Source organism: Ruegeria sp. BE10 (assembly GCF_056538905.1).
Window position 1 is genome coordinate 64,223 of record NZ_JBQFTX010000001.1, and the last position, 13,507, is coordinate 77,729.

At 54.8% G+C, this 13,507-nt stretch carries 12 protein-coding genes and 1 tRNA gene; 5 read left to right on the top strand and 8 right to left on the bottom strand.

Annotation, left to right across the window (positions count from 1 at the left end; translation table 11 throughout):
- Window positions 1-176 precede the first annotated feature (176 nt).
- Both ACR0M2_RS00355 and ACR0M2_RS00360 read right to left on the bottom strand, forming a co-directional pair.
- Window positions 177-977 (bottom strand): DUF2059 domain-containing protein, encoded by an 801-nt coding sequence (locus ACR0M2_RS00355; RefSeq protein ID WP_480703744.1) that lies wholly within the window; start codon window positions 975-977, stop codon window positions 177-179.
- Window positions 977-1,819 (bottom strand): DUF2059 domain-containing protein, encoded by an 843-nt coding sequence (locus tag ACR0M2_RS00360; RefSeq protein ID WP_480703745.1) that lies wholly within the window; start codon window positions 1,817-1,819, stop codon window positions 977-979. The genes ACR0M2_RS00355 and ACR0M2_RS00360 overlap by 1 nt, the downstream gene beginning before the upstream one ends.
- A gap of 123 nt (window positions 1,820-1,942) precedes the next feature.
- On the opposite strand from ACR0M2_RS00360, the gene ACR0M2_RS00365 reads away from it, so the two are divergent.
- The 5 genes from ACR0M2_RS00365 (at window position 1,943) to ACR0M2_RS00385 (ending at window position 6,958) form a co-directional block, all read left to right on the top strand.
- Window positions 1,943-2,032 (top strand) — tRNA-Ser (locus ACR0M2_RS00365).
- Window positions 2,033-3,067: 1,035 nt separating this feature from the next.
- Entirely contained in the window at window positions 3,068-4,159 is a 1,092-nt protein-coding gene (locus tag ACR0M2_RS00370) for an ABC transporter ATP-binding protein (RefSeq protein WP_480703746.1), read from the top strand.
- Complete coding sequence (locus ACR0M2_RS00375; protein WP_170348689.1) at window positions 4,159-5,088, top strand: ABC transporter permease; 930 nt, start codon at window positions 4,159-4,161, stop codon at window positions 5,086-5,088. The genes ACR0M2_RS00370 and ACR0M2_RS00375 overlap by 1 nt, the downstream gene beginning before the upstream one ends.
- A gap of 3 nt (window positions 5,089-5,091) precedes the next feature.
- Window positions 5,092-5,901 carry an ABC transporter permease gene (locus ACR0M2_RS00380; protein ID WP_170348688.1) on the top strand — a complete coding sequence of 270 codons (810 nt, stop codon included), beginning with the start codon at window positions 5,092-5,094 and terminating at the stop codon, window positions 5,899-5,901.
- A gap of 19 nt (window positions 5,902-5,920) precedes the next feature.
- Window positions 5,921-6,958: an extracellular solute-binding protein gene (locus ACR0M2_RS00385; protein WP_170348687.1), complete on the top strand. Its 1,038-nt coding sequence runs from the start codon at window positions 5,921-5,923 to the stop codon at window positions 6,956-6,958.
- 74 nt (window positions 6,959-7,032) lie between these two features.
- On the opposite strand, the gene argE is transcribed toward ACR0M2_RS00385, so the two are convergent.
- The 6 genes from argE to ACR0M2_RS00415 all read right to left on the bottom strand — a co-directional run bounded on the left by argE (window position 7,033) and on the right by ACR0M2_RS00415 (window position 13,277).
- Window positions 7,033-8,181 (bottom strand): acetylornithine deacetylase, encoded by a 1,149-nt coding sequence (gene argE / locus ACR0M2_RS00390; protein WP_170348686.1) that lies wholly within the window; start codon window positions 8,179-8,181, stop codon window positions 7,033-7,035.
- A 141-nt stretch (window positions 8,182-8,322) separates the two neighbouring features.
- Window positions 8,323-9,261: a LysR substrate-binding domain-containing protein gene (locus tag ACR0M2_RS00395; RefSeq protein WP_170348685.1), complete on the bottom strand. Its 939-nt coding sequence runs from the start codon at window positions 9,259-9,261 to the stop codon at window positions 8,323-8,325.
- Between the two features lie 25 nt (window positions 9,262-9,286).
- Entirely contained in the window at window positions 9,287-10,783 is a 1,497-nt protein-coding gene (locus ACR0M2_RS00400) for an aldehyde dehydrogenase (protein WP_480643768.1), read from the bottom strand.
- Between the two features lie 15 nt (window positions 10,784-10,798).
- On the bottom strand, window positions 10,799-11,473 hold the full coding sequence (locus ACR0M2_RS00405; RefSeq protein WP_480703747.1) for a DUF1028 domain-containing protein: 675 nt from the start codon (window positions 11,471-11,473) through the stop codon (window positions 10,799-10,801).
- An 89-nt stretch (window positions 11,474-11,562) separates the two neighbouring features.
- Window positions 11,563-11,979, bottom strand: a complete 417-nt coding sequence (locus ACR0M2_RS00410; RefSeq protein ID WP_480703749.1) for a RidA family protein — start codon at window positions 11,977-11,979, stop codon at window positions 11,563-11,565.
- A 17-nt stretch (window positions 11,980-11,996) separates the two neighbouring features.
- Complete coding sequence (locus ACR0M2_RS00415; protein WP_480646637.1) at window positions 11,997-13,277, bottom strand: flavin-containing monooxygenase; 1,281 nt, start codon at window positions 13,275-13,277, stop codon at window positions 11,997-11,999.
- Between the last annotated feature and the right edge of the window lie 230 nt (window positions 13,278-13,507).

Below are 13,507 nucleotides of genomic sequence, written 5' to 3' on the forward strand. Positions count from 1 at the left end.
CCCGTTTGGGTGTTTTGGCTTTCGCCACCTCGAACAGCGCGCCCTTTTTCCGGGCTGTGTGACGACCCGTGGGAAAAGCCCTTTGGGTCAATAATAACGAGACCCGGCGCGGAAGAACCGGCCGGGATGCGCGCTTATCCAAAGATTGCAGGGGAAAGTCAACATCAAATGCGACGCTAAAGGTCCGATCCTTTCAGCACCTGAGCGACCGCCTGACCCAGCTGATAATAGATCGTGTCGAACATCCGGTTAAAGCTTTCAAACAGGGCCGTATTGATCGCTTTGCCCGTTTCAGTGCGTGAAAAGGCGATGTTCTCGCGCATTTGACTGTCGGTCAGTGGCTTGTATGCCAGCAGAAAAAAGGAATACAGCCACATTCGTGTGTCTTCGGTCATACTGTCTTTTTCCTCAAGCAGCTGTGCCAGAAGTTCCCCGTCGTCCCCACCAACCCCTAGGCTCATCCCACGGAAAAAATTGTAATCTGCACTGATGGAGTTATGCACATTCTCGTCAATCAGGTTGTTGACCTGAATATACTCGTCGACCAGACGATATAGTTCCGTGCTGCGATCACCGTTTTTGTAGGCGTCCTGTGCCATTTCTTCGATGGCTTCATCTGCCAAGGCGACACGGGCGGATAATTCCAGCGAGGTGATAGCCTGCCCTAAATCGCTTTCGAAAAACAGGATGGCGCGGTCCATCTGGCTTTCGGACAGGGTTTCCGCGAATACACTTTCGACCTGATCACGCATTCTGTCCGCGTCGTATATCCGGTCTACCTGATCCAGAAAGACCGGGCCGCCATTGTTGTTCAGAAAGGTTTGCTGAAGGTCCTGCCCAAGTGAACTGCCTTCGTCCCGCAGGATGTCGATGACCGCGTCCACTTGCAGGGCCTGCATAAGTTGTTCGACCTTTTCCTCGGCCTGCAAAGGCGTGGTCCAAACGAACAACGCCAGGAACGTCGCGATAAAACGCATCAGATATCCTGTGCCGGGTGCAAGTCCGCCATCCGAGTGGCAAGAATTTCGAATTTCATGGCCATGATTTCATATTGAACGGCATTCAGCAGTTCATAGACCTCTTGCATTAGCGGCTGCTCTAGCGCATCGGCATAAGCATTCACGTCAGCATCGGAAAAATTCTGATACGTATAGGCAGCCCCGGCCAAGGCCGATAACTGCAACGCCTGTCGCATGCTTGTTTCGTTCTGGCGCATCATGAGGCGCAGTTGATCAGCATCCAACTGAAGATCAATTACCCCCGAAGCACTGGCGGCCAGCAGAAACCGCAGTTGAATCTCTTGCAGGGCTCGCAATGCGGTCCCGCTTGAATCAATGGCCCTATTCATGCGTTTGAGGCTTTCAACACGGTGCGAGCCGTCTTTGATCAACTCAGCCACGATCTCTTGCCCCTGCTGCTGCTTGGCCTCGTCATCATCCAGCATATGCGAGGCGTTTTCCGCCTCGACCAGACGCTGCCCCAGGTCCGAGGCGTAAAATTCCACTGCATGAAGCAGCGCCTCGTCTCTGAGTGTCTGCTCCAGAATCGACACGGCGGTTTCATGCATGTCTTCAGTGTCGAATACTTCTTCGGTCAGTCGGGCCCAATCGGAGCCGAAACCATCCGGGTCTATGCCCAGCATCTGCGGCGCCGACGCAGAAGAGAGCGCGATACTTTCCAGCGCCACGTCAAAACCAGTTGTAGTCAGAAACGCTTCGATCCTGTCTCGCCCGGCGGCAAAGGACGACACAGGCGCCATGGCCAGTGTCAGAAGCAATAAGAATAGGGTCAGAGCGGAGCGGCGAAGAGAATAAGTCATACTTCAAAGCCTAGGCGTTTTGTGCCGTCTGGCAATGGAAAATCCCGTCATAGTGAATTTCGGGAATTTTCTGCTTGCACCCCCGCGCGTTCCTCACTAAATCCCCCCCTCACAGACCCCCGCGGAGAGGTGCCGGAGTGGTCGAACGGGGCGGTCTCGAAAACCGTTGTGGGTGCAAGCCCACCCAGGGTTCGAATCCCTGTCTCTCCGCCACTATCTTCTTGAAATTGAAAGCTAGTAATAGGAATTCAGGGTGTAGTGTGCTTTCTGCCCTAGTCGACAGGTACGGCCATTGGTGTCCTACTGCGCCCCATTTTAGGACTTCCGGCTATGCCAATTACGGCCCTTTGGCGCAGACTATGATACATTGACACCCTTCCAGACTGCAATCAGGCAAACGAAATAGGGATCCTGCGTCTGCGGGATCCCTTTTAAATGTTGCGGGGTTAAAGGCTTCAGCGAAAGCCGTTGTCGCTGTTCTGCCTTAACCTGAGCGACTTTTTCCTGTGTCAGGTATCTCAGGTAGTAACGGCTTGTGGTAATTTGTTTGTGACCGCTGCAGTAAGACATGCCTCGCGTAGAGCGGTCTGAGTTGTCTCTCTTTACGAAGGATCCGATATAGACACCAAAATCCTGTCAATCTCGCTGTGAACTGGCTCCCATCCCGTGGCTAGTTTAAGAGCGCTGACATCCGCACAGATCTTTGCGATGTCACCAATACGTCTGGGCGCGTAGACCGGTGTGATCGAAGGCGCATGGCGGGCGTTACTTATTGAACTCCCCTTCCCGACCAATATTAGTTAAGGGAACCTTGGCAACCACCTGAAATGTTCTGAAAGCTATTTTGCCAGACAGTTCATAAAACTACGTTTAGGTGCGTGAAACGCTCTGCCCCAAGCCGCAGGATACGCACCAATCAGACAAACTTCTTTCAGCCATCAGACGCGAAATTGAAGGTGGAGAACAAAAGTTCTGAAATTTAGGACACTGAAAATCTCTCGCGTTAAATAGCGGTTGCTCCCATTGTTGACGAGATCACCGCAGGGAAAAATGCGACACTTCACATATGTTCACTGGGCTTTTCTTTTTGCTGAAAAATCTGCTGAACCACGATAGCGCATTGATTTATAATCGATAATAGAAATGATTAGGCAAATCCTAATGTTTAGTGAGGAAGTCAATTCTTAGGACGGCAACGCAGCCCGTATATACCTGAATGGAATTTCGCGATGCTCAGGGGAGGCGCAATTGTCTGACAAGGAAAATATCGCGATTGACGTGCGGGACGCGGTAAAACGTTATGGCGATTTTACGGCGCTCAAGAAGATCTCGCTGTCGATCATGGACAATGAGTTCTTTACCCTTCTGGGTCCGTCTGGCTGCGGCAAGACAACTCTCCTTAGAATGATCGCCGGGTTCGAGGCCGTAACCGAAGGTGCGATCTACCTATACGGAGATGAAATCGAGAACCTGCCGCCCAACAAACGCCCGGTGAACACAGTTTTCCAAAACTATGCTTTGTTTCCGCATATGACCATTTTGGACAATGTTGCATTCGGGCTGGAAATGCGCGGGGCCTCGAAATCCGAAGCGCGTAAGAAAGCGGGTGAGATGCTGGAATTGGTACAGCTCTCTCAGTTCTCGGCCCGTAAGCCCAGCCAGTTGTCAGGTGGCCAGCAACAGCGTGTTGCGCTGGCACGTGCCCTGGCGCCTCAGCCCAAGGTTTTGTTGTTGGACGAACCCCTGTCTGCACTGGATTTGAAGCTCCGCAAAGCAATGCAGCTTGAGCTGAAGCATCTGCAACGTGAAACCGGGATCACCTTTATCTTCGTGACCCACGACCAAGAAGAAGCGTTGACCATGTCCGATCGCATCGCGGTTATGTCCGCTGGCGAGCTGCAGCAACTGGGGTCCCCGACGGACATTTACGAGCGTCCGCACAACATGTTTGTGGCTGATTTTATTGGCGAGACCAACCTATTGGAGGTTTCCGTTGACGATATCTCGAATGGCCGTGCGACCTGCCACCTTGGCGGTGGGCATGAGTTGACCTGCAACTCGGTTGAGGAGGTCGGCGTCGGCTCCAAGGTTCACATGTCAATCCGGCCAGAGCGGTTGTTTATGTCGGACAGCCCTGCCGAAACCGAAAGCCTGAAAGGGCGGATCAAGGAAAACATCTTTGTCGGCACAGATATCACAACCATCGTGGATTTGCAGGATGGCCCAGATTTTGTCGTACGCACCTCAAACTCAGACCGCGGCAACAAGCGGATTTTTGAGCCGGGCACCGAAATGTATGTCAACATGGAGCTGGGGGCTGGTCGCCTCCTGGTCGACTAATGGCGGCGGGTGCGGCAAGCGGCGGTAGTGCAACGACAGATACCTATAAAGAGGCGCGAACATGGCTTCTGCTGCCCGCATGGGTGACACTGGCCATTCTGGTTCTGGCGCCGGTCATCATGATGCTGATCTACTCTTTCCTGACAAAAGAGTTCCGGGGCGGCGTCATTTGGGAATTCTCGCTGGCGGCTTATGATCAGTTCTTCTTTGATCGAGGATTGTTCGGTGACGACCCCCCTAAGATAGAATGGACCTATATCACGATTTTCTGGCGCTCGATCTGGCAGGCAGGTGCTGCTACATTGCTCAGCCTCGTTATTGGCTTTCCAACGGCCTATTTCATCGCCACCCGATCCGAAAGCATGCGTCCGGTTTGGGTGTTCCTGATTACCATCCCCTATTGGGTGAACCTGTTGATCAGGACCGTGTCGATGAAATTCCTTCTGCGCGATCAGGGGCCGTTGAACGACTTTCTGATGAATATCGGCCTGATCGACAGCCCCCTACATATCGTTAACACCAATTTTGCGGTGCAGCTCGGCCTGTTCTATTCATACCTGCCCTTCATGGTGTTGCCGATCTATGCTGCAGTCGAGCGGTACAACTTTGCCCTATCCGAAGCCGCGGCCGACCTCTACGCGTCGAAATGGACCACACTGCGCCGCGTGCTGCTTCCCGCGGTCAAACCCGGAGTATTTGCGGGTTGTATTTTGGTGTTTGTTCCGTCGATGGGGTCGTTTCTTGCACCCGACCTTCTGGGTGGCGCTAAAAACTTTATGATCGGCTCGCTGATTGAGGAGCAGTTCAAAGGCAACGCCGGCAACTGGCCGTTTGGCGCGGCCGCGTCGATGATCCTGCTGACAATGGTTTTGATCATCCTGATGTTCTCGGCCCGCCAGCAGGCCAAAGCCGACAAGGCGGGGGGCTGATCCATGGCAAGCAAGCAATTCGACATCAAGTCTTACACTGGCTTCAAGGGGATCACCCTGCTGTGTCTAGTCATTCTCTATGCGCCGCTGGTTGTGGTCACGATCTACAGCTTCAACGCGTCCCAATCACTGACCAACTGGGAAGGCGTTTCGCTCCGTTGGTATGCGGATGTTTTCACCGGGCCTGAAAGCGGTAAGTTCAAGACGGCTGCCAGGAACAGCTTTATCATTGCGATCATTGCCTCAACCACTGCAACCGCAATTGCAACGTTGGCCGCAACTGGCATGGTTCGAGGTGGCAAGTTCCGCTTTCGCACATTGTCCTTTGGGTTGATCAGCCTGCCGCTGATGGTGCCCGAGATCGTTCTGGCCGTCGCGACCCTGATCTTCTTCAATTCGATCGGATTCGAACGCGGGCTACTTACCATCCTACTTGCCCATATCGCCTTTTGTATTCCGTTTGCCTATCTGCCGATCTCGGCCCGTATGCAGGGGATCGAGGACAGTTATGAGCAGGCCGCACTGGATCTCTATGCTACTAAACGGCAAGCATTCACTAAGATCCTCCTCCCGCTGATGATGCCCGGCATCATATCAGGTTTTCTGCTGGCCTTCATCGTCAGCCTGGATGACTTCATCATCACCAACTTTGTGAAAGGTGCCGGGGTCGAGACTTTGCCAACAGCGATCTTTGGCTCGGTCAAACAAGGGATCAAACCGAATATCATGGCGATTTCGACCATGTTGCTGAGTGTGTCCATCCTCATGGTCACGATCAGCTATTTCGTCAGCAAGTCTGACAACACAAAATAACCAACAGATGGAGAGACACATGAAACATATGATGAGAAGCGGCGTTGCTGCCATTGCTTTGGCTATTGGCGCGAACGCTGCCGCCGCCGATGGTGAACTGGTTCTGTACCATTGGTTTGAGTACATCCCGCAAGAGCTGCTGGACAAGTTCACCGAAGAAACCGGCATCAATGTCACCATGGACACCTACGACTCGAACGAGGCGATGCTGGCCTCGCTCAAGGCCGGTGGTATCGGGACCTATGACGTATCGGTTCCGGGCGATTACATGGTGTCGATCATGGCCGGCGAAGGCATGTTGGACACAATCGCTGACGGTGAATTGAAGAACAAGGGCAACATCGCCGAGGAATGGGCCGATCCCGGTTTTGATCCCGGTCGGCAGTCCTCGATCCCGTATCAGTGGGGCTCGACCAGTTTTGCAGTCAGCCGTGATGCGTTTGACGGCGATATTCAAACCACCGATATTCTGTTCAATCCGCCAGCTGAACTGCAAGGTCGTATCAACATGTTGGACAGCCAGGGCGAAGTGATGGCCATGGCCGCGTTGCATATGGGTATCCCGCAATGTTCCACTGACCGCGAGCAGTTGAAGGCGCTGAATGCCATGCTGCAAGAAGCTAAACAGCATTGGGCGTCGTTCAATTCGGACACCGCGAAAGAGGTTCTGGTTTCCGGTGACGCAGCCGTAGGCCAGATCTATGACGGGTTCTCTGCCAAGGCGCGCGAGGAAGGCGCCAATGTGGAATACGCCTTTCCGACACAAGGTTACATCGCCTGGATGGACAATGTCGTTCTGCTAAAAGACGCCCCCAACCGCGAGAACGCGCTGATATTCATGGATTTTCTGCTGGAGCCCGAGAATATCGCAGCTGTGTCCAACTTTGCGCAGTACAACGCCGGTGTGAACGGTGTGGGTGAATTCCTAGACCCGAAGCTGGCTGAACAACCCGAAAAGAACCCTCATGCCAATGCAGGCTCGGGCGTGTTCATCGAAGTATGTGATGAGGAAACCCAGGCGGTCTATGACCAGATCTGGACCAACTTGAAGAAATAATTCAGGCCTTATTCCTGACGCCAAAGCCCCCGGTTTTTCCGGGGGCATTTTCGGTTTCAATAAGTGTCTGTTTTTTAGCGGCTGATGTCTTCGAGGATGCGATCCATCATCGCGTCGCACGCGTTCAGCTGTTCGATTTCAAGGTATTCATCCGGCTTGTGTCCCTGACGTTCCATGGAACCCGGCCCGCAGACAACAGTTGGAATCCCCAACTCGCTGAAAAACCCGGCCTCGGTGCCAAAGGCGACTTTGGTGGTGGCGTTACTTTGCGCAAGTTTCTGGGCGTAAGCGATGACACCCTCGGTCTCGACAACATCCAGTCCGGGATAGGCGTTATACTGTTCGACCTCAATGCGCGCCTCCGAGCATAGGGCCTGATACCGGGCCCCTACCCTGACCGCTGCGTCTTGTATCTGTGACAGAATATCCTTGCCATGATCCAAAGCAAGATGACGGTATTCAAAGGTCAACTCAGCGCGGTCGGGCACAATATTCAGGGCTCTGCCGCCCGACAGTATACCCACGTGGAAGGTCGTATAGGGCACCGAGTAAGCCGGGTCGCTGTTACCACTCTTGGCGTAAACGTCCTGTAGCGCACGCAACTCGGCCACAAAATCGGTTGCAAGATGCAGTGCATTGACAAATTTAGGGGCCAGCGCGGAATGCCCGCTTTGACCGTGGCAAACAGCGCGCAGCGCAGCTTTGCCTTTGTGCCCGATAGCGACCTGCATTTCTGTCGGTTCGCCGACGAAACACGCGCGGGGCTGACCCAGCATTGGGGCGAGCCGATCCAGCATGTGTTGAATACCGACGCATCCCACCTCTTCGTCATAGGACAACGCGATCTTAAGGGGTTCTCGCAGGTCAACCCCAGCAGTCCGGTCTGCCAAAGCCATAACCGACGCCACATAACCCTTCATATCTGTGGTGCCACGACCGTAGACACGGTTACCTTCTTGCGTCAGGCAAAACGGGTCTTTGGTCCAGCTTTGGCCTTCGACTGGGACAACATCCGTATGCGCAGACAGCAGAACTCCGTCACCGTCAGGGCCTTTTTCCGCGTAGAGCCCAGTTTTGTCGCCGCCGGGATCGGTGATGCGATGAACCGCAAAGCCGCGCGCCTCTAGAAACTCTTCTACATAAGCGGCAAGTTCGAGGTTCGAGTTCTTGCTGACCGTATCGAAGCCAACCAGTTTATCGAGAATACCCAGTGTAGACGTCATGCGACTTGAACCTGCTTTTCGGATTGCCGACCGGTTTGACCCCCTCTGCGTTGGGGATTTTAGATTAGCCTATACGACAGGCAGAATACTTAAATCTGGGAATGACGAAGCAGAGGTTAGGAGATTTCTAAGGACCTGCGGTCACTCTTTCTCTGGAATGCACAAACCCGGGAGGGTTCCCGATTTTACGGCGTGCGCACAATGATCGACAAAGGTTTTCAGAGTGTTTGTTTCATTCTCGGCCCGGGCGCGCAGCAGACCAAGGCGCATGGGGCGCACCTCTCCAGCCAAAGGCACAAAAATCAGTTTCTTTCCGTCCGGTGACAAGCTGTTCAAGGGGCGAATATTTGCAATGGAAAAGCCGAATCCGTTGGCAACCAGTGAACGCATCACCGACATATCTGCGGTGCGTTCCGCGATATTGGGCTTTATATTGGCCTCGCGGAAAAACGACAAGAAGTACTCACCGCTGAATGGAAGGTCCAACAGAACCATCGGGCTGTCCTGCAGGTCTGGAATCGTTAATTCGACCTGCTTCGCCAAGGGATGGTCTTCTCCCAAAACCACATAGGGCGGGAGCGCGTGCAGAGGTTGGAATTCAAGATCAGTGGGAATGTCCAGGTCGTATGTCAGTGCAATGTCCAGCTCGGCCCGGCGCAATTGGCTAAAGATGTCAGCCTGATTCAATTCACGTTGTTCAATTTGTACATTAGGGTAGCTGTCCTCGAATTCGCGCCGCAAGCCCGGCAAGACGATCTGAGCGAAAGTCACAAGACACCCTACGGACAGAATGCCCTGAACCTTACCCGTGATTTCCCCAGCAAGCGTGGCCAGCAGTTCGGCTTCACGCAGAACGAATTCGGTTCGTTCCATGATCTTGTGTCCCGCCTTCGTCAGCGACAGACCGCGCGCATGTTCGCGCACAAACAACGTAACGCCGAATTCGACCTCAAGTTGAGTTATCGCCGCCGAAATCGACGGCGACGACACGTTCAGCTTGTCGCTGGCCGCAGCGATACTGCCTGCCTTCCCGACCGCAACAAAATACTCAAGCTGTCGCAGCGTGTATCTGAAAGGCAATGGTACATCTCCGCTTGGCCGTGGATTAAGCTTTGTACTTGATCCACGTGGTCTTCAAAGCAGTATACTTTTCAAGTGAGTGCAATGACAAATCGCGTCCAAAACCTGACTGTTTCATGCCTCCGAATGGTGTCATGGCTGACAATGCATCCACCGTGTTGACCGAGACGGTTCCCGCCATCAGCTTGTCAGACACCCGGCAAGCGCGAGACAGGTTGTCAGTCCAGACTGACGCGGCCAACCCATAGATCGAGTCATTTGCCATCGTGACCGCCTGCTCTTCTGTGTCAAACGGGATCACCGACAAGACGGGGCCGAAAATCTCATCCCGAGCCAATGGGTTGTCATGGGTCACGTCGTCAAAGATGGTCGGTTGAACAAAACAACCTTTACCGTCCACGGTGACACGTTCACCCCCTGTCACCAGATTGGCCGTGTTCTTACCTTCGTCCACAAAGCGCATGATGCCTTGTGTTTGCTTCTCATCGACGATCGCTCCCATCTTCGATGCCGGGTCTAGCGGGTCGCCAGGCTGCATTGCTTGCGCGCGGGCAATCAGCTTTTCAACAAACGCATCCTTGATCGAGCGCTCTACATAAAGCCGAGAGTTGGCCGAACACACTTCGCCCTGATTGAAAAAGATGCCAAAGGCCGCCATGTCCGCGGCGGCGTCCAGATCCTCGCAATCGGCGAAGACCAGATTGGGGCTTTTGCCGCCCGTTTCCGGCCAGACCTGTTTCAGGTTCGACTGGCCCGAATATTGCATGAACATTTTACCAATCGCGGTAGAACCAGTGAAGGCCAGGCAGTCGACATCCATATGCAGGCCAAGTGCCCTGCCCGCCGTCACCCCAAAACCGGGAACAACGTTGAAGACGCCATCCGGAACACCGGCTTCAGCCGCCAGCTCTGCCAGGCGAAGTGCTGACAGGGGCGATTGTTCTGCGGGTTTAAGCACAACCGAGTTTCCCGCAGCCAGTGCTGCAGCGGCTTTCCAAGTCGCCATGTCCAGCGGAAAGTTCCAAGGGGTCACGGCACCAACAACGCCCAGCGGCACGCGGCTGACCAACGCCAGATCGCCAGGGCCGGTTGGGGCCACTTCATCATAGACCTTGTCGATGGCCTCGGCGTACCACTGAAAGAAATGTGCCGAGCCCGGCGCGTCGATAGTCGCCGCATCAGTCACCAGCTTGCCCATATCAAGGCTGTCCAGCAGCGCCATCTCCTCCAGATTATCCCGGATCAAGTCAGCCAGTTTCAGCATCACTGCCTTACGGTCACCCGGAGCCATACGCGACCAGCGGCCATCCTCAAAGGCAACACGACCTGCGGCAACTGCGCGATTGACGTCTTCTTCGTCACATTCGGCGACCGGTGTCAGAACCGCACCTGTGGCCGGGTTTATACTGTCAAAGGTCTTGCCTGACGCAGCATCGGTGAATTTACCGTCGATAAAGGCTTGCCCCCGAAATGACAGACCGGCGGCACGGCTTTTCCAATCCGCGTGGGTATTGTCCAACATTTTGTTTCTCCCTGATTATTCGTCGCCGGGGACGCCATAAGACGGTGCCTCGCGCGGGTCGAGCGCACGCTGGATATAGGCGTCAAGTTGCGGCTTATAGATGTCCCAGGCGGTCGCGATGGCCTCAATGGGGCAATCCTCGGTCCAGTCACAGCGAAGATCGGCGACGGGCCAACTGACTTTGTCGACAATCTTCATGCCTGCGGAATGCACCGGGCCAGCCTCGCCCCCTGCGGCCAATCCGGCGCGCATGGCGGCGATCAGACGGTCGCCGATATGGCCCGAGGCCGACAGAAAGCCATCGACGATGGCCTGCGGGACCCCGTCATTGGCCAAAAGGTTGCCGCCCGAGGCGGCATTTTCAACCTGTGCTTGCGTCCAGATACCAAGGCTGTTGGGACCGGAATGGATCGCCGTACGCCCGGCGATATCCACCGCCAGAACCTGCCGGTATTCGATGAATTTTGCCTTTGCGGTCATGGCCTCGATTGCTTGAGGTGCTGTCTTGCCCTGCTCCATCAGGTCCAGCGTCAACGGACCGAGGCTCGGGTCTGTAACGTTCTGCGATGCAACCGCGCCAACACCTGCCCGCGCAAAAGAACAGCGCGCAGCCACGGCGGGTGACGATGACGAAATCGCCAGACCGAACATACCGGTTTCAGCGCAGCGGGCGACCAGTGAAAAAGTCATTCGGATCTCCTGAAAATAGAAAGTCCGGACCGCGCCTGTTTGGAGGAGAACAAGTGGCGCGGTCCGGCTAAGGTGGTTGATCTGGTGGATCAATCGGGAATAACGGCGGTTCCGTCGATTTCAACCAACCAGTCGGGACGCGCCAGTGCCTGAACGACCAGCCCTGTCGAAACAGGATGAACACCTTTGATGTACTCGCCCATAGTGCGGTAAACAGCCTCACGGTGGCGCACATCGGTAATGTAGACGACCACCTTGACCAGATGCTCCATCGAGCCGCCGGCTTCTTCGATCAACTGTTTGATGTTCTGCATCACTTTGTGGGTCTGTTCGACCGGATCATGACTGTCGATATTTACCGCATCATCCAGATTTTGCGGGCACTGACCGCGCAAGTATACCGTTTTGCCGCCCTGTGTCACAACGGCCTGACACAGATCGTTGTCCAGGTTTTGCTCAGGATAGGTTACTTTGGTGTTGAATTTGCGAATGCGTGTATGGGCCATTTCGAAGTCCTGACTACTTATTCCGCCGCGGCGGGGGCGATGATCGCAGCTTCGCCGTCGTATTCAGCATAAGCGCGTTGAATAGCGATCTGATCGGCGATGTATTTCGCGTCGTGCCAGACACCCCAAATGAAGGTTGAACCGCGTCGCGATTGCCAAGGCAGGCCCAGAAAATAGATGTCGGGCTCGACAGACACGCCTCGCTGATGGATCGGTGCGCCTTTGGCGTCAAAGGCGTCGGCCTTGATCCAACTGAAATCCTGACGGAAGCCTGTCGCCCAGATAATTGTCGTGATGCCTTCCTTAGCAAAATCGACTGAAGTCAGGGGATTGGTTAGGCTATCGGGATCAGCAAACCGCTCTCGTGCCTCTGGCTCTTCGGGCAAATCAATACCAGTACGAGCGATATAGGCGTCCGCCATGTCCAGCATTTCAAGGTAGTTGGCATCGCCCGCAGCGACGTTGCCTTGGAGATCATCGGCAAAGCTGAGAATACCGTTCTCGAAGCTTTTGGTCATCCCGGTAAGGGTCACCCCTTCATTTCCCAAGCGGCGGAAATCCATCGTGTGGCCGCCATGCGCGCCGCTGACCGAGATCGTGACGTGTTCAGTACCTGGTTTCTGTGCAGCCATATCCCAGAGTCCCAGAACGCCCAGCCACCAAACGTTATCGCGGCTACGATAGCGACGCGGGGGGCGGTCATGCGGACCAACAGACAGGAACACCTTGCGACCGGCGCGATTTAACTCATCCGCAATCTGAGCACCGGACGAGCCGGCGCCCACAACCATCACCGCCCCTTCGGGCAGTTGCTCGGGGTTTTTGTAGTAAAAGGAATGAAGTTGCTCGACGCCGGCCGTTTCCGGCACAATGGGCGGAATAACCGGGTGCTGGAAAGCGCCTGTTGCGGCGACAATGCGCTTGGCATGGATTTCACCGGCGGTCGTCTTAACACGGAACCCACCTTCGCCGGGCAACCGTTCGGCGTTCAGTGCCTCAACACCCTCGCGGATTGGGGCGTTCACCATTTCTGCGTATTCAACCAGGTATTCGGCGACACGGTCCTTTGGCACAAACGCATCCGGGTCATCCCCGTTAAACTGGAGGCTGGGAAAACGGTCATGCCAGCATGGTCCATTCGCAACCAATGCATCCCAACGGCCGGTGCGCCACGCCTCGGCAGTTCGGTTCTTTTCCAGAATGATATGGGGCACATCGTTGTTTCCAAGGTGCTCGCTTAGCGCGATACCCGCCTGCCCGCCGCCAACAACCAGCGTATCCGTTTTCTCAATGGACATGTGTCGGTTCCCTATTACTGCGTCTCGAATTGACCTGAAATGGTCGTTGTACGCGTGCATCTTGCGCTGCCTGGACGGACGAACGACCACAACGGGCCGAAGACCTTGCACTTTCAAAACAGAAGACATCAGAGCGGAGCCATCGCATCGACCAACACCGAACAAGGGTCGCTTTGGCGTTCCGTTTCCTGTGCCACTCCAGCACGTTTTGCACGTTTCCGGGTAAAGGT